General features: G+C 41.5%; 17 protein-coding genes. All 17 read left to right on the top strand.

What is annotated here, in order from left to right:
• The first annotated feature begins 39 nt into the window (after positions 1-39).
• The 17 genes from sucD (at position 40) to CZ434_RS04245 (ending at position 16,446) form a co-directional block, all read left to right on the top strand.
• Positions 40-942, top strand: a complete 903-nt coding sequence (sucD, locus tag CZ434_RS04325) for a succinate--CoA ligase subunit alpha (RefSeq protein WP_077621976.1) — start codon at positions 40-42, stop codon at positions 940-942.
• A gap of 66 nt (positions 943-1,008) precedes the next feature.
• Positions 1,009-1,926, top strand: a complete 918-nt coding sequence (dprA, locus tag CZ434_RS04320; protein WP_095742892.1) for a DNA-processing protein DprA — start codon at positions 1,009-1,011, stop codon at positions 1,924-1,926.
• Between the two features lie 535 nt (positions 1,927-2,461).
• Positions 2,462-4,537 carry a type I DNA topoisomerase gene (gene topA / locus CZ434_RS04315; protein ID WP_077621975.1) on the top strand — a complete coding sequence of 692 codons (2,076 nt, stop codon included), beginning with the start codon at positions 2,462-2,464 and terminating at the stop codon, positions 4,535-4,537.
• Positions 4,538-4,673: 136 nt separating this feature from the next.
• Positions 4,674-5,000: a hypothetical protein gene (locus CZ434_RS04310; protein ID WP_077621974.1), complete on the top strand. Its 327-nt coding sequence runs from the start codon at positions 4,674-4,676 to the stop codon at positions 4,998-5,000.
• A 279-nt stretch (positions 5,001-5,279) separates the two neighbouring features.
• Complete coding sequence (xerC, locus tag CZ434_RS04305; RefSeq protein ID WP_077621973.1) at positions 5,280-6,197, top strand: tyrosine recombinase XerC; 918 nt, start codon at positions 5,280-5,282, stop codon at positions 6,195-6,197.
• A gap of 17 nt (positions 6,198-6,214) precedes the next feature.
• Positions 6,215-6,760, top strand: a complete 546-nt coding sequence (hslV, locus tag CZ434_RS04300; RefSeq protein ID WP_077621972.1) for an ATP-dependent protease subunit HslV — start codon at positions 6,215-6,217, stop codon at positions 6,758-6,760.
• Between the two features lie 14 nt (positions 6,761-6,774).
• Positions 6,775-8,169: an ATP-dependent protease ATPase subunit HslU gene (gene hslU, locus CZ434_RS04295; RefSeq protein WP_077621971.1), complete on the top strand. Its 1,395-nt coding sequence runs from the start codon at positions 6,775-6,777 to the stop codon at positions 8,167-8,169.
• 29 nt (positions 8,170-8,198) lie between these two features.
• The gene (codY, locus tag CZ434_RS04290) at positions 8,199-8,978 is read left to right on the top strand and encodes a GTP-sensing pleiotropic transcriptional regulator CodY (protein ID WP_077621970.1); all 780 of its coding nucleotides are present in this window, start codon (positions 8,199-8,201) and stop codon (positions 8,976-8,978) included.
• A 356-nt stretch (positions 8,979-9,334) separates the two neighbouring features.
• Positions 9,335-9,733 carry a flagellar basal body rod protein FlgB gene (gene flgB / locus CZ434_RS04285; RefSeq protein ID WP_077625066.1) on the top strand — a complete coding sequence of 133 codons (399 nt, stop codon included), beginning with the start codon at positions 9,335-9,337 and terminating at the stop codon, positions 9,731-9,733.
• Between the two features lie 2 nt (positions 9,734-9,735).
• Positions 9,736-10,191, top strand: a complete 456-nt coding sequence (gene flgC, locus CZ434_RS04280; RefSeq protein WP_077621969.1) for a flagellar basal body rod protein FlgC — start codon at positions 9,736-9,738, stop codon at positions 10,189-10,191.
• A gap of 48 nt (positions 10,192-10,239) precedes the next feature.
• On the top strand, positions 10,240-10,518 hold the full coding sequence (gene fliE, locus CZ434_RS04275) for a flagellar hook-basal body complex protein FliE (protein WP_245831054.1): 279 nt from the start codon (positions 10,240-10,242) through the stop codon (positions 10,516-10,518).
• A 169-nt stretch (positions 10,519-10,687) separates the two neighbouring features.
• Complete coding sequence (fliF, locus tag CZ434_RS04270) at positions 10,688-12,292, top strand: flagellar basal-body MS-ring/collar protein FliF (RefSeq protein ID WP_077621967.1); 1,605 nt, start codon at positions 10,688-10,690, stop codon at positions 12,290-12,292.
• A gap of 12 nt (positions 12,293-12,304) precedes the next feature.
• Positions 12,305-13,318 (top strand): flagellar motor switch protein FliG, encoded by a 1,014-nt coding sequence (gene fliG / locus CZ434_RS04265; protein ID WP_077621966.1) that lies wholly within the window; start codon positions 12,305-12,307, stop codon positions 13,316-13,318.
• Entirely contained in the window at positions 13,311-14,066 is a 756-nt protein-coding gene (fliH, locus tag CZ434_RS04260; RefSeq protein WP_077621965.1) for a flagellar assembly protein FliH, read from the top strand. The genes fliG and fliH overlap by 8 nt, the downstream gene beginning before the upstream one ends.
• Entirely contained in the window at positions 14,056-15,363 is a 1,308-nt protein-coding gene (gene fliI / locus CZ434_RS04255) for a flagellar protein export ATPase FliI (protein ID WP_077621964.1), read from the top strand. The genes fliH and fliI overlap by 11 nt, the downstream gene beginning before the upstream one ends.
• A 47-nt stretch (positions 15,364-15,410) precedes the next feature.
• Entirely contained in the window at positions 15,411-15,857 is a 447-nt protein-coding gene (gene fliJ / locus CZ434_RS04250) for a flagellar export protein FliJ (RefSeq protein WP_077621963.1), read from the top strand.
• A 4-nt stretch (positions 15,858-15,861) separates the two neighbouring features.
• Positions 15,862-16,446: a MotE family protein gene (locus CZ434_RS04245; RefSeq protein ID WP_077621962.1), complete on the top strand. Its 585-nt coding sequence runs from the start codon at positions 15,862-15,864 to the stop codon at positions 16,444-16,446.
• Positions 16,447-16,464: the final 18 nt, after the last annotated feature.

Raw genomic sequence — 16,464 nt, 5'->3', positions numbered from 1 at the left:
GTAACCAGCTCAGCCATAATGTAGAAAGGACGGACGAAAATGAGTGTATTCGTAAACAAAGATACAAAAGTAATCGTTCAAGGTATAACAGGATCAACAGCTCTTTTTCATACAAAACAAATGCTTGACTACGGGACAAAGATTGTCGGAGGGGTTACACCTAAAAAAGGTGGAACAGAAGTGGAAGGCGTTCCAGTTTTTAATACTGTAAAGGAAGCTGTAGACAAGACAGGTGCCAACGCTTCAGTTATTTATGTACCGGCACCTTTTGCTGCAGATGCAATCATGGAAGCTGTCGATGCAGAATTAGACCTGGCAATTTGCATAACGGAACATATTCCGGTCATGGACATGGTGAAAGTAAAACGTTATATGGAAGGCAAAAAAACCCGTTTAGTGGGACCGAACTGTCCTGGAGTCATTACTCCGGATGAGTGCAAAATCGGTATCATGCCGGGATATATCCATAAAAAAGGACATATCGGGGTTGTTTCACGTTCTGGTACGCTGACTTATGAGGCGGTACACCAGCTGTCTGAAGAAGGTTTCGGTCAGTCAACTGCTGTGGGAATCGGCGGCGACCCGGTCAATGGAACTGACTTTATCGATGTCCTCCAAGCTTTCAATGACGATCCAGAAACCGAAGCTGTTATGATGATTGGAGAAATTGGCGGAACAGCAGAGGAAGAGGCTGCAGAGTGGGTAAAAGCCAATATGAAGAAACCAGTAGTCGGATTTATAGGCGGTGCGACAGCACCTCCAGGAAAGCGTATGGGCCATGCTGGTGCGATCATTTCTGGTGGTAAAGGTACAGCCGACGAGAAAATTAAAGTAATGAACGATTGCGGTATCGAGGTGGCAGAAACACCTGCTGTTATGGGTGAGACGATCATCCGGGTATTGAAAGATAATAATCTGTATGATAAATGTAAAACACATTAACTTGTGCGGGCTGGCTTATCTAAGCCAGCCTTTTTGTTAAATAATAGTGAAAAGGAGTAAGTGCTTTTGAATAATTTCAAGACAAGGTTGATTTTGCTGCAAAGGTGCAGGAATGCTTCCAGATTGATCATATGGAAAATCATTAGAAAAGATCCCGATTTGACTAAAATTTTTTCTATGTCCCCTATGCAAATCTCCAATGAATTTACCATTCCAATAAAACGCTCATATGCCCTCTGTAAAGATCTACGGGATAAAAATCTGCTTGCCTCTGTACTGGAAGATATGAAGAAATTCCATGTCCTCACTATATTCGAAAAAGATTATCCTTCTATCTTAAAAGTGATTAAAGATCCACCCATCGTGTTATATTTAATCGGCAATCTAGACTTGTTAAAACACAAACCTTGTCTTAGTGTTGTGGGAACCAGAGAACCATCACAGTCATCCTGGACTTTAATGGAGAAAGTTCTCTTTCCTTTGGTAAAGGAAGGATGGCTGTTGGTGAGTGGTATGGCTAAAGGTATTGATGCAAATGCCCACCGTCTTGCTGTAAAAGGAAAAGGGAACACAATCGCAGTATTAGGAAGTGGTTTTCACCATATTTATCCGCGACAGCATACTGAATTATTCCGCCAACTTGCTGCAACCCAATTAGTCATCTCAGAATATGCACCCTCAACCCCTCCTAAGAAATATCACTTCCCTGAGCGCAACAGGATTATCAGCGGACTGAGCTTTGGAACTCTTGTAGTAGAAGCTAAAGAAAAAAGTGGAACAATGATCACAGTTGAGCAGGCACTCGACCAGGGGCGAGAAGTGTATGCTTTTCCGGGCTCTCCGTTGTCTGACCAATCATCAGGGTGTAACAAATTAATTCAAGAAGGTGCTAAATTAGTGCTTAAGACCCATGATTTAGTGGAGGATTGGCACGATTTGGAAAGAAAATGGGGTCGAATTCTGTCTGAAAATGAAGAAAATTAAGCACCTTATTGAAAAAAATTTAATTGATCTGTTTGACAAAATACAAAAAAGTATTTAATAATAGGGAAGATTTATCAACTAAAAGTGGAACTTTTATCCTTGATGCATATAATTTCCTAATATATCTTTTATTGTGTGTAAATTTATAACTAAATAGAGAGATTTTTATAACGTAGATAATAAACCACAAACTGCGAACTAACTTAATCGGGCCTTCTTCCGTTCTGGCTAAGTCGATGATATACACCACGCTACCACATCATCGCTTCGCCCGAAGAAAATGGCTTTTTATTTTCAAGGAAGCTGAGGTGCTGGAAAGGTAATATTTTTCCGCTGCGCCAGGTCAGCATTCAACTTCATCAGAACGAGAGAGATGTTGAATAAGATCACAGGTGCTTGGCAAGTTCGTTAAAGGAATCTGAAAATAATCTGAAATTATAAAGAAAAATTCACCAATGAAATATATTTAGGAATAGCCGAGTCAAGTTTAAAATAGTATGAAAAACAACAGAAATACCTCTTGGGAGGAAAAGACATGGCAGATTATCTTGTAATTGTTGAATCTCCAGCAAAAGCAAAAACTATTGAACGTTATTTAGGAAAGAAATACCAAGTAAAAGCGTCGATGGGGCATGTGAGAGATTTACCTAAAAGCCAAATGGCTGTAGACATTGAAAAGTCATTTGAACCCAGATACATCACAATTCGGGGCAAAGGACCTGTTTTAAAAGAATTGAAGACGGCAGCAAAAAAAGCAAAGAAAGTCTATTTGGCTGCCGACCCCGACAGAGAAGGGGAAGCAATAGCATGGCATTTGGCCCACAGTCTGAACATCGACGAAAACTCTGACTGCCGGGTTGTTTTTAACGAAATAACGAAAGACGCAATAAAGGAATCGTTCAAGCATCCCCGGTCAATCGACATGGATTTAGTCGATGCACAGCAGGCCAGACGGATATTGGACAGGTTGGTGGGATATAACATTAGTCCTTTATTATGGAAGAAAGTAAAAAAAGGACTTAGCGCAGGCCGCGTTCAATCTGTAGCGGTAAAAATGATCATCGACAGGGAGAAAGAAATTGAAAACTTCAAGCCGGAAGAATATTGGTCAATTGACGCAAACTTCTTGAAAGAGAAGGAGTCATTTGAAGGGGCTTTTTACGGTTTGGACGGAAAGAAACAAGCACTTGGCAATAGGGAAGAAGTGGATAGCATTTTATCAAAACTAGATGGATCGGACTTCCGGGTCGATAAAGTGAACAAGCGTGAAAGGAAGCGAAATCCATCCCAACCATTTACTACTTCCTCTTTGCAACAGGAAGCCGCTAGAAAACTGAATTTCCGTGCAAGGAAGACAATGATGGTCGCCCAACAATTATACGAAGGAATTGATTTGGGGAAAAAGGAAGGTATTACCGGCCTTATAACTTACATGCGTACAGATTCAACCAGAATATCCGAAACAGCCCAAAAAGATGCCGCTTCCTATATAAAGGAACAATACGGTGATGAATACTTGGGTGGACCGAAGAAGGCGAAAAACGCTGAAGGAGCACAGGATGCCCATGAAGCGATCAGGCCGACTTCCGTCCATCGGGATCCTAAAGCCATGAAAAGCATCTTGTCGAGAGATCAATACAGATTATATAAATTGATTTGGGACCGCTTTACTGCCAGCCAGATGGCACCGGCAGTGATGGATACCATGACGGTTCATTTACTGAATGAAGGGGTCGAATTCAGGGCTACTGGCTCAAAAATAAAGTTTAAAGGTTTTATGAAAGTATATATCGAGGGACGGGATGACAATAAGAAAGAAGAAGATAAATTACTCCCAGACCTTGAAGAAGGGATGACAGTCAAAGCGGAGGAAATAAATCCGAATCAGCATTTCACCCAGCCGCCGCCAAGATACACAGAAGCGCGTCTAGTCAGAACAATGGAAGAACAAGGATTGGGAAGGCCGTCTACGTATGCCCCAACCTTGGATACCATTCAGCGCCGGGGATATGTGACACTGGATAATAAGCGATTCGTGCCGACAGAGTTAGGTGAAATCGTTACAGATATAATGGAAGAATTCTTCCCGGAAATTATTGATGTAGATTTCACAGTTAAAATGGAGGGCGATCTAGATGCTATTGAAGAAGGAAAAACTCAATGGGTAAACATCATTGACGAGTTTTATTCTGGTTTCGACAAACGGCTTGAAAAAGCGGAGCAGGAAATGGAAAAAATAGAAATCAAAGATGAGCCAGCCGGGATCGACTGTGAAAATTGCGGTCATGAAATGGTATATAAAATGGGTCGGTATGGTAAATTTCTTGCTTGTTCGAACTTTCCGGACTGTCGGAACACAAAACCGATTTTGAAAGAGATAGGCGTTAAATGTCCGAACTGTAAAGAGGGAAATATAGTAGAGCGCAAAACAAAAAAACGCAGGACTTTTTACGGGTGTGATAACTACCCGGAATGCGAATTCATTTCATGGGACAAACCGATTTCACGGCCATGCCCAAAATGCAGTTCCTTGCTTGTTGAAAAGAAAGCTAAAAAAGGAACCCAAATCCAGTGCACGAATTGTGACTATAAAGAAGAAACACAAACGTAACAGGAAACACCAGATCTTCATTTGATCTGGTGTTTTTTTCATGCAGGGAGAACGTCTTTGTTAACAGTGGAATGAATAGAAGTTTGTTACAAAAGTGCGGTAAACGGGTATGAGGAAATTAACTAGGAGGGATAATATGACGGAAAAGAACAAATATTTTGTGAAAATCGAGACAGGAGATGTAAATCCCACTCCAACACATGACGGGGGTGTAGAGTATGAAATTGAAGGTACGTATGAAAACAAACTGGAAATCGAATCATTGTTCCATGAACAGCATTTAGCCGGAAGCCGGGCAGCTGAATATCATTACAGAGCGCCTTTCCAAGAAAAAGCTGCCGATGAGGAAAGGGAACAATATGACGATCAAATGATCAATGTTTTCCGTAAGATATATGAATTGGGGACGGAAAAGACGAAGCGCCAAATAGAAGAAATAGGAATACTGGAACAGCAAAAGTGATAAGAGCAGAGTCATAAGGGTGTTTTCATTTGACAGTGGTTTTCTTTATGTCTATAATTACCGTTTGGTAAGAATATCACTTGACATCCTCATAATATTAAGTAATCACGGGAGGATTTACAGGGTCATTTTATGAATCCTCCCTTGTATTGAGAAAAATATAAGAAAAAATGGAAAATACTTGGAATAATTCAGAATTTTGTTACAATTTAGTAAAATCGATTGCGTGGACGAGCTTTGTTATGTTAATATTTAAACGCCTTGAAAAGAGGTGGGGGAATGAATAGTTGGGAGGCTTACAGGAAAGCCTTTACAGAATATTTACAAATTGAAAAGAACGCTTCCGCTTATACAATAGAATTTTATTTGAAAGACCTGTCCGTTTACTTCGATTTTCTGAAACAAGAAGCCATTTCGGATGTTTCTTTAGTCGATTACCAGACGGTCAGAATTTTTTTGGCATTTTTATATGAACAGCGCTTGTCGAGAAGAAGTGTATCAAGGAAGATATCAAGTTTGCGAAGCTTTTATAAGTTCTTACAAAGAGAGGGAGAGGTCGATTCCAACCCTTTTCTCCAAATCACATTGCCGAAGGCGGAGCATCCTGTTCCGGGATTTCTCTATGAGGAAGAAATGGAAAAACTTTTTTCGGTGAGTGATACCACAACGATATTAGGTCAGCGAAACCAGGCAATATTGGAATTGGTATACGCCACAGGAATTCGGGTGAGCGAGTGTACTGGTCTGCTTTTAGAAGACGTGGATTTTTATCTGGGTACTATGCTGGTTAGAGGGAAAGGAAAGAAAGAGCGATACTTGCCTTTTGGCCGTTTCGCTGAAGAAGCTCTGGAAAAATACATAAGCGACGGCAGAAAACAATTGCTGCAAAAAAGCAAATCGGACACTTCTTTTATATTTTTAAATGCCCGCGGTAAACCTTTAACGGCCAGAGGAGTAAGGTTAATATTGAACAAGTTGGTAGAAGAAGCTGCGCTGACAGTTGACCTGCACCCCCACAAATTGAGGCATACTTTTGCGACCCATATGTTAAACGAAGGGGCAGATTTGCGTGTGGTACAAGAGCTGCTCGGTCATGAGCATCTGTCTTCTACACAAATCTATACACACGTAACAAAGGATAGATTGCGTGAAATCTATATGAACAGCCATCCTCGTGCCAATAATAGGGATGGATAGAATGTGAGGTGGAAAAATTGAACGGAGAATTTCATGCTACCACTATATTCGCTGTCAGACATAATGGACAGTGCGCCATGAGTGGCGATGGGCAAGTGACTTTAGGGAATTCCGTCGTGATGAAACATAAAGCGAAGAAGGTTCGTAGATTATTCAAGGGGCAGGTGCTGGCAGGATTCGCTGGTTCTGTTGCCGATGCATTCACCCTCTTCGAAAAGTTCGAGGGCAAGCTTGAAGCCTACAATGGCAATTTATCCAGAGCAGCAGTTGAACTTGCCAAAGAATGGCGATCAGACAAAGTATTGCGCAAACTCGAGGCTATGCTTATCGTCATGAATAAAGACGAAATGTTGCTTGTGTCAGGCACTGGTGAAGTGATTGAACCTGATGATGGAATTTTGGCCATCGGTTCTGGTGGAAACTTTGCATTGAGTGCCGGCAGAGCCCTGGTACGATATTCGAAAGAATTGACAGCAAAAGAGATCGCCCAAGCGGCGATGGAAGTCGCAGGAGAAATATGCGTATTTACAAATGATCACATCACATTAGAGGTCATTGAGTAGAAGGAGGCTATGTTATGGCTGTGAATATGACTCCCAAGCAGATCGTGGAGCAGCTGGATCAATATATTATCGGTCAGCGGAATGCAAAGAAGTCTGTTGCGATCGCGTTGCGAAACAGATATAGAAGACTTCACCTTGACGAAAAGATGCGGGATGAAATCGTCCCTAAGAATATTCTGATGATAGGTCCGACGGGTGTTGGAAAAACAGAAGTAGCCAGACGGCTGGCGAAGCTTGTAGGGGCCCCTTTTGTAAAAGTGGAGGCAACCAAGTTCACGGAAGTAGGCTATGTTGGCCGGGATGTGGAATCCATGGTCCGCGATTTGGTTGAAACTGCAGTCAGGCTTGTCAAGGAAGAAAAAATGTCAGGGGTCATGGATAAAGCTGAAGAACTGGCAAACAAACGTCTTGTGAAAATACTGGTGCCCGAGGAAAAAAAACAAAACAACTTCAAAAATCCCCTTGAGATGTTTTTTCCGCAACAAGGAAACGAGGATACAGAACAAGAATCCGACAGCACAAAGCAAGAACTGGAAAGCAAGCGGAAAAGAATCAGACAACAACTGGACCTTGGCGAGCTGGAAGACAGAATGGTCTCTGTTGAAGTGGAACAGCCTTCCCCTTCCATGTTTGATATGCTGCAAGGTTCTGGTATGGAACAAATGGGCATGAATATGCAAGATGCTTTGGGGCAATTCATGCCGAAAAATAAAAAGAAACGCAGGCTTCCTGTTTCAGAAGCAAGGCGACTCCTCATCCAGCAGGAAGCACAAAAATTGATCGACATGGATGAAGTAGGCCAGGAAGCTGTACAGAAAGTGGAACAGTCAGGAATCATATTCATTGATGAAATAGATAAAGTGGCCGGGAAAAGTGAACAGTCTGCCAATGTATCGAGAGAAGGGGTACAACGGGACATCTTGCCGATTGTGGAAGGTTCGACAGTCGTCACAAAGCACGGAGCGGTCAAAACGGATCATATCTTGTTTATAGCCGCAGGTGCTTTTCATATGGCTAAGCCTTCTGATTTGATTCCCGAACTGCAAGGCCGCTTTCCGATCAGAGTAGAATTCGACAAGTTATCCATCGACGATTTCAGAAGCATTCTGACCGAGCCTTCCAATGCATTGTTGAAGCAGTATCAGGCTCTTCTTGCCACAGAAGGTATAAATGTTGAATTTTCTGACGATGCTGTTACCAGACTTGCGGAGGTAGCTTATGAAGTGAACCAGGAAACGGATAACATTGGGGCGAGAAGGCTTCATACTATCCTGGAAAAATTGTTGGAAGATTTATCTTATGAAGCTCCGGATATTACTATGGAGAAAATAGAGATCACTCCTCAATATGTCGACGATAAGCTAGGCTCTATAGCAAAGAACAAAGATTTAAGCCAATATATTTTATAATCATTACACGATTGGAGGATCGATCGAATATGGAATTATTAGATCGTGCAAGAAAAATCAATTCAATGTTACAAAAAACTACGGGGAAATCAGTGGATTTCAATGATATGTCAGCAACATTAAGGGATACGATTACTGCTAATATATTCGTTGTAAGCAGAAGAGGGAAATTACTTGGGGTTGCCATCAATCAGCAAATAGAAAACGAAAGAATGAAATCCATGTTGGAAGAAAGACAGTTTCCGGAAGAATATACCGATAGCTTGTTCGGGGTACAGGAAACCACTGCCAACCTGGATATAGATAGCAAATACACTGCTTTCCCGGAGGAAAATAAAGAACTGTTCCAAAATGGTTTGACTACGATTGTGCCTATCATTGGCGGTGGTGAACGACTCGGTACATTGATCTTAAGCAGGTTGACCCAAAGTTTCAATGAAGACGATCTACTGCTGGCTGAATATGGCGCAACGGTAGTAGGAATGGAGATTCTTCATGAAAAAACAGAAGAAATCGAGATGGAAGCAAGAAGTAAAGCCGTGGTACAAATGGCTATCAGTTCTTTATCATATAGCGAGTTGGAAGCAATTGAGCACATCTTTGAAGAACTTGATGGAAATGAAGGGCTGCTTGTTGCAAGTAAGATTGCCGATCGTGTCGGAATCACGCGTTCTGTCATCGTTAACGCATTAAGGAAATTGGAGAGTGCAGGAGTAATTGAATCAAGATCACTTGGCATGAAGGGCACTTACATCAAAGTATTGAACGGAAAGTTCCTTATTGAATTGAAAAAATTGAAATCAAGTTAGAATTGTGGAAAAAAATAAAAAAGCTGCTGATAAACAGGTGAAAAACCTGATATCAGCGGCTTTTTTTATATGAAGTTTTTGTGATTTTCAGAAAAAAATTCCAGGAATTTTAAAAATCATGTTTGCCCTGGGCATTTATGTTGATATATAATTAGGCATGGTTCGACAAAATAGGCTAAAATAATCAAAAATACGCGGTTCTTTGGTCCTATGAAAATTCCAGTCAATACAGACCTAAAGTTGTATTTCCAAAAATTTCATAGACACTCTACATAAATTAAATTACAATGTTCGGAGAAGAAGGTCGTTTTTTGACTGTTTTTAGTAATTTAAGGGAAAGAAGGTTTTATTCAAAAATGGCGTTATTCGGAAAAACAATAAACAATCTGGAATCGGCTTTGAATTATTCCTCACTAAAAAATCAAACCATTTCCAATAATATTGCAAATGTTGATACACCCGATTACAAAGCACAAACTGTCCAGTTCAAAAACGTTTTAGAGAAAGAAATGAGCGGCGAATTTCAAGCAAAACTCACTCATCCTAAACATATCCCTTTCCATTCCAACGGTGGACTATCCTCCTTTCAGGTCGTAACAAATCCCAATACAACGTATAACCACAACGGCAATAATGTTGATATTGACAAAGAAATGACCGATTTGGCCAAAAACCAAATCTATTATCAAGGGCTGGTTGATAGAATTAACGGAAAATTTAATAGTCTTCAAACTGTCATCAAGGGAGGAAGATAGCCATGAGTATATTTCACTCGATTAATAATAGTGCCAGCGCTCTTACGGCTCAACGATTGAGAATGGATACTATATCTTCGAACATAGCAAATGCAGAGACAACCAGGGCCAGGATAAACGAAGATGGCGAATATGAACCATACAGGCGCAAGCTTACTTCTTTTCAAGCCAAAGAGACACCGTTCAGCAACTATTTACAGAGGGCTGCCGGAGGATCGTCCGGACCAGGACAGGGTGTACGTGTGAGTGAGATAACAGAAGACGATGAACCGTTCAAGGTAGTCTTTAATCCTAACCATCCTGATGCAAACCAGGACGGCTATGTAGAATTGCCGAATGTAGATCCATTGAAAGAAATGGTCGATATGATGAGTGCGACAAGATCTTATGAAGCAAATGTAACAGCTATGAATGCCAGTAAAAGCATGCTGCAAAAAGCACTGGAAATTGGAAAGTAATCAGGAGGATGAGAAATGGCAAACCCAATAAATGTTCCTAGTCTCCAAATGTCTGCAGTTACGAATCAGGGGAGAATATCACATAAAGCGACACCTGCAGAAGCACAAAACGAGTTCGCAGCAAGTTTGAAAAATGCGATCGATGGATTGAACCGTACCCAGTTGGAGTCAGATAAAAAAACTAATGCGCTTGCGAACGGGGAAATCAACGACCTACATGATGTAATGATCACTGCACAAAAAGCCAGCGTCACCCTGAATACAGCTGTTGAGCTGCAGAAGAAAGCAATCGATGCTTATAACGAAATAATCAGGATGCAAGTGTAGTAATCTTTTTTAAAATTATAAAGCAGGGAATTTTAATTTTATATGATAGGGGAGTTTACACGTCCCCAAGAACCTATTCCCGTAATTTGTACATATTAAACATAATAATAAATAAAAAATTATAACAGCTTCCTATTGAAGAAAAGTGACTGTTTTTGGAGGCAAATGAATGAAGCAAAAATACAAATTATATAGAGAAAAAACAATGGATTTTTGGAATTCCAAGTCTCGTACTTTTAAATGGTTTCTGGGCGGAGGAATTGTGTTGGTTATCCTCTTGGTTGCAGTAGGGACAGCATTGGCGGGAAATACAAGGATGGTCCCACTGTACAGCAATCTATCATTGCAAGAAGTAGGGCAAATAAAAGGTGAGTTGGATGCCAGAGGAATTGGCTATGAATTACAGGATGGTGGTAAAACGATTCTGGTTCCCGGTGAGAACGTTGACTCTCTTTTGGTAGACTTGGCAGCCCAAGGGCTTCCGAAAACCGGAAATGTGGATTACTCTTTTTTCAGTGATAATGTCTCATGGGGAATGACCGACAAAGAGTTCGATGTAATCCAGTTAGACGCAATGCAGTCTGAGGTTGCCAATTTGATCAAAAGTATTGATGGAATTGAGGATGCAAACGTAATGATCAACAAGCCGGAGGAGGCTGTTTTTGCAAGCGAACAGACAAACGAGGCCTCTGCTTCGATTGTTATCAATACACAACCTGGTTACCAATTGGAAGGCAGTCAAATACAATCTCTCTATCACTTGGTTTCCAAAACTGTTCCGAACCTTCCAGCGGAAAATATAGCCATCATGAATCAAAATTTTGAGTATTTCGATCTGAATAGTACAGAAACCGCAAATCAAAGCAACACCTATGAATATCAGCAGACAGTAAAGAAAGATATTGAAAGAGATATACAACGTCGTGTTCAGCAAATGATCAGCATGATGGTTGGGCAAGGAAAAGTGGTTGCTTCGGTGACAGCCGATATTGATTTCACACAGGAAAACAGAGTGGAAGAGCTCGTGACACCTGTTGACGAAGAGAATATGGAAGGCTTGCCGGTCAGCGTCGAAACGATCAAGGAAACATACGAAGGCGCTCCGCCCGATGGCGGTGTTGCCGGTACCGGGGAAGAAGATATTCCTGATTATCCGGCCGGGGAAGATGGCCAGAACGGCGATTACGAACGTGTTCAGGAGTCAGTAAACAATGAATTTAACCGAATTAAGAAAAATATTGTAGAGAGCCCATATAAAATAAGAGATTTGGGTATCCAGATTGCTGTAGACAATACAAAAACTTCAGGTCCGGATGGTGAAGTGGAATACTTGTCGCCCGCCGAAGAAGAATCGGTAGAGGAAGGCATAGCCTCCATATTGGATTCTATTATTACCACTTCGATCGATAAAGAATATGGACAAGTTACACCAGAAGAGAAAACATCGATTGTTTTCCAAGAATTCAATGGACAGCAGGAAGAAACTGTTGCTGCCGAGAGTTCTCAGCCATTCTGGTATTATATTGCCGGAGCAGTACTGTTGTTGATCATTTTCATTCTGTTATTTCTGTTGTTCAAGCGAAGGAACAAAGAAGAAGAGGTGGAAGATGAATTGTTCGAGCATTCCTTTTCGACGGAACCTCGCGAAGTTCCGGAATTGGAGGAAGCAGCTGATACAGATGCCTCCATACGGACTAAACAGCTTGAAAAGCTGGCTAATGAAAAACCAGATGAATTCGCTAAACTCTTAAGAAGCTGGATTGCAGATGAATAGGGGGCAATCTAAATGGTAAGACATAAAGAAAAATTATCGGGAAGACAAAGAGCTGCTTTGTTGTTGATTTCAATGGGGCCTGAGGTTTCCGCCCAAGTATATAAACATTTAACGGAAGAAGAAATCGAAAAGTTGACATTGGAGATCTCCTCGGTCAAGAAGGTAGATGCTTCTCAAAAAGAAGAAGTTATCGAGCAATTCCACCAGCTGGCGCTTGCACAGGATTATATATCCCAAGGCGGAATCAATTACGCCAAAACAGTACTTGAAAAAGCGTTGGGGGAAAAGGAAGCAACGAACATCATAAACAGATTGACTACATCCTTGCAAGTAAAGCCTTTTGATTTTGCCAGGAAAGCCGATCCGTCCCAAGTATTGAATTTTATCCAAAATGAACATCCCCAGACGATTGCGTTGGTTTTGTCTTATCTGGAAGCTGAACAGGCTAGTCAAATATTGTCCGAACTGCCCCAGGAGATGCAGGCGGACATTGCTAAAAGGATAGCTGTAATGGATTCTACTTCTCCCGAAATCATTTATGAAATCGAACAAGTCTTGGAACGGAAACTCTCTACGACAGTGACCCAGGACTACACACAGACTGGTGGTATCCAGGCAGTTGTGGAAGTGCTGAATGGTGTGGACAGGAGCACCGAAAGAACCATTCTGGATTCCCTGGAAATTCAAGATCCTGAGCTGGCAGAAGAAATTAAGAAACGGATGTTTGTTTTCGAAGACATTGTTACCTTGGATAACAGGGCTATTCAAAGAGTCATCAGGGAAGTCGACAATGATGATTTGAAACTTTCCTTGAAAGTGGCCAGCGAAGAGGTTAAAGAAGTGGTTTTCAACAATATGTCCACCAGAATGGCGGAGACTTTCAAAGAAGAGATGGAATTTATGGGTCCTGTCAGGCTTCGTGACGTGGAGGAATCCCAAACGAAAATTGTGTCTGTTATAAGAAGATTGGAAGAACTGGGAGAAATAGTCATCGCCAGAGGCGGAGGTGACGATATCATTGTATAAATCGGCAAGTCAGTACAAGAAAGATCACCCAAGTAGAATAATAGGGTTAAAACCGGTTATGCAAAGGAGAGTTTCCGACACGGAAATGAACGATCATGACGAGGGATTGGCTGCTGAGAAACTTCAAGAGGCAGAGCAACTGATTGAAAAAGCCAAACATGACGCGGAAAATCTGATAAAACAGGCCGACGAAAGAATAACCAAGCAGAAACAGGCTTGGGAATCAGAACGACATCAGTTATCCGACCAGGCAAAAAAAGAAGGGTATTTGGAAGGCATCGAAATCGGAAAACAAGAAGGATTGAAGGAGCAGGGCCGTTTAATAGAGGAAGCACAAAGAGTGTTGGACGAGGCAAAGAAAGATTATTTGACGACCTTGGATTCAAGTGAAGAAGTAATTCTTGAATTGGCTATGAAAGCTGCCGGGAAAATCATAAAAACAGAGCTGAATGGAGAAGCGTATTTGAATATCGTCAAAGCTGCCATTCAAGAAGTAAAAGAACAAAAGAGTATCACCATTTATTCCAGTCCGGAGGAATATAAGCTCGTCTTAGACCAGAAGGACGAACTCCAATCCATTACAAAGGGAGATGCAGAACTAAGTGTCTACCCTGACAGTCAATTGAAGAAAGGCGGTTGCATCATTGAGTCTCCTTTTGGAAGAATTGATGCCAGCGTCGACACCCAGCTGATAGAAATAAGAGAAAAACTTTTTGAAATCTCAAGGGAGAATTCAGATGAAAGTTGAAAATTATCTGCAATCCATCGAGCAGATGGATTCTTATAAACGGCTAGGCAAAATCCAGCGAGTAATTGGGTTGATGATCGAGTCTCAGGGCCCTGAAGCCAGTATAGGAGACGTGTGTTACATACACCCGAATGGATTGAATAAAAAGAAAATCCCCGCAGAAGTAGTCGGTTTTAATAATGAGAAGCTTTTATTGATGCCATATGATTCATTAAAAGATGTAGCGCCGGGATGTCTTGTGGAAGCGACAGGACAGCCACTTACAATAAAAGTTGGAAGGGGATTAATTGGAAAGGTCATAGACTCTTTGGGAAAACCCTTGGATGGTTCACCGCTTCCAAAAGGTCTTACTTCCTATCCATCCGAACAAAATCCGCCCAATCCATTGGACAGGCCAGTAATTAAAGATCAAATAAGTACGGGAGTAAAGTCGATCGATACACTGCTGACAGTAGGAAAAGGTCAGCGTGTCGGCATTTTTGCCGGCAGTGGTGTCGGGAAAAGTACATTGCTCGGTATGATTGCCAGGAACAGCAACGCTGATATCAACATTATTGCTTTAATCGGAGAACGTGGGAGAGAAGTGAAAGAGTTTGTCCAAAATGATTTGGGACCAGAAGGGCTGGAAAGGTCGATCGTTGTGGTTGCAACCTCTGACCAGCCAGCTTTGATGAGAATGAAAGGGGCATATACGGCAACGGCATTGAGTGAATATTTCCGTGATGCTGGATATAGTGTCAACCTGATGATGGATTCAGTAACGAGGGTGGCAATGGCCCAAAGGGAAATTGGCCTGGCTGCCGGAGAACCCCCGACAACCAAAGGATATACTCCTTCTGTGTTTGCGATATTGCCAAAGTTACTGGAAAGAACGGGTCTTAATGAAAAAGGTTCCATTACTGCTTTTTATACAGTACTGGTCGATGGAGACGATTTTAATGAACCGATTGCAGATACGACCCGCGGTATTTTGGATGGTCATTTCATTTTAGATAGAAAACTGGCGGAGCAAGGCCGGTTCCCGGCAATTAATGTGTTGAAATCGGTGAGCAGGGTGATGCCGCAGCTTGTAAGTGGGGGACACCTTTCTTTGGCGACAAGGACAAGATCCCTCTTGGCTACTTATGAAGAAAATCAGGAATTGATTCAAATCGGCGCATATAAACGGGGGACTAGCAGAGAGATAGATGAAGCAATCTCATTTAATAGCAGGATTATTCAATTTTTGAAACAAGGAACAAATGAGCAGGTGTCTGATGGAGAAGCTTTAAAGCAATTGGAAAACCTGGGTTTGTGACTGATGGATAATGTGAGGGGCTAAATGATCTTTTGGAGGATTGCCTAGTGGTCAGGGAAAAAACAATGGAAAAAATATTGGACATCCGCTTATCTGAAAAAAAACGGGCACAGAAAGCTTACCAGCAATCTGCCGATAATTTTGAGAAAGTGGCTTCACAACTTTACCATTTGTTGAAAGAAAAGGAAAAAGCAGAGGAAGCATACCAATCTAGTTTGAATGATTCTTTTCCGGTGCAGGCTATAACGTCTCAAGTAAGTTATTTGAACTCATTGAAAGAGAAAATTGTCAAGCTCCAATATTCAGTTGAAGATGCAAGAAACATAATGGTCTCGCAGCAAGGGAAATTAACAGAATCGTTTATAGAGGCAAAAAAATATGAAAAATTGATCGAATTTCAAAAAGATAAGAAGTCAGAGTGGAAAAGAGAGACGGAAAACAAACAAATGGATGAGATTTCTGTCACACATTTTCTAAATCACAGGGTCAGGTGAGTATATGGCTAAACCCATTAACCAAAAAACAGAAAAGAAAAAAGGACTTTTTCAGTGGTTGCTATGGCTGCTCTTATCCGTCATTTTGATTGCTGCAGTAGCAATTGTCATTCTGATTGCTTTAGGAGTAGATGTCAGAGGGGCGGTAAGTAAGTATGCCGGAAGTGTGCCGGGTGTCGCTTCTTATGTAGAAAGCTCAGACAACGAAGAGACAGTTCATGCCAGCAGAGTAAAAGAACTGGAAGGTTTGATTGCAGAAAAAAACGACGAAATTGAAGAACTGACAGGTCAAATTGCTTTCCAGGAAAAGACAATCGAAGACTTGAACGAAGATATGGAAAGTAAGAAACAGTCAGAGAGTCTGGACATAGAAGAGAAAGAAGAAAGGGATGTTGTAAAAGAACTTGCTTCCTCACTCAGAAATATGGAGGCAGAAAGCGCAGCAATGATACTGACTAAACTAGAAAATGGACAGGCTGTCGAGGTGTTGGAAACGATGAGTGGAAAAGACCGGGGAGAGATACTTGGGGCGATGGATCCAGAAGAAGCAGCCAAGATTGCAAACGATTATCTTGATGAAAGGCAATAACGGTATCACCGGAAAGGA

The organism is Sediminibacillus massiliensis, assembly GCF_900156915.1.
GTDB classification, from domain to species: Bacteria; Bacillota; Bacilli; order Bacillales; family Amphibacillaceae; genus Sediminibacillus_A; species Sediminibacillus_A massiliensis.
Note: the sequence above shows the minus strand (reverse complement) of the source record. Positions and strands in the feature narration are given on the sequence as shown.

What these genes read in the sequence shown, in the direction of transcription:
- sucD (WP_077621976.1), top strand. Translation starts at nt 40, where the DNA reads ATGAGTGTATTCGTAAACAAAGATACAAAAGTAATCGTTCAAGGTATA.
- topA (WP_077621975.1), top strand. Translation starts at nt 2,462, where the DNA reads ATGGCAGATTATCTTGTAATTGTTGAATCTCCAGCAAAAGCAAAAACT.
- CZ434_RS04310 (WP_077621974.1), top strand. Translation starts at nt 4,674, where the DNA reads ATGACGGAAAAGAACAAATATTTTGTGAAAATCGAGACAGGAGATGTA.
- xerC (WP_077621973.1), top strand. Translation starts at nt 5,280, where the DNA reads ATGAATAGTTGGGAGGCTTACAGGAAAGCCTTTACAGAATATTTACAA.
- hslU (WP_077621971.1), top strand. Translation starts at nt 6,775, where the DNA reads ATGGCTGTGAATATGACTCCCAAGCAGATCGTGGAGCAGCTGGATCAA.
- codY (WP_077621970.1), top strand. Translation starts at nt 8,199, where the DNA reads ATGGAATTATTAGATCGTGCAAGAAAAATCAATTCAATGTTACAAAAA.
- flgB (WP_077625066.1), top strand. Translation starts at nt 9,335, where the DNA reads ATGGCGTTATTCGGAAAAACAATAAACAATCTGGAATCGGCTTTGAAT.
- flgC (WP_077621969.1), top strand. Translation starts at nt 9,736, where the DNA reads ATGAGTATATTTCACTCGATTAATAATAGTGCCAGCGCTCTTACGGCT.
- fliE (WP_245831054.1), top strand. Translation starts at nt 10,240, where the DNA reads ATGTCTGCAGTTACGAATCAGGGGAGAATATCACATAAAGCGACACCT.
- fliF (WP_077621967.1), top strand. Translation starts at nt 10,688, where the DNA reads ATGAAGCAAAAATACAAATTATATAGAGAAAAAACAATGGATTTTTGG.
- fliG (WP_077621966.1), top strand. Translation starts at nt 12,305, where the DNA reads ATGGTAAGACATAAAGAAAAATTATCGGGAAGACAAAGAGCTGCTTTG.
- fliI (WP_077621964.1), top strand. Translation starts at nt 14,056, where the DNA reads ATGAAAGTTGAAAATTATCTGCAATCCATCGAGCAGATGGATTCTTAT.
- CZ434_RS04245 (WP_077621962.1), top strand. Translation starts at nt 15,862, where the DNA reads ATGGCTAAACCCATTAACCAAAAAACAGAAAAGAAAAAAGGACTTTTT.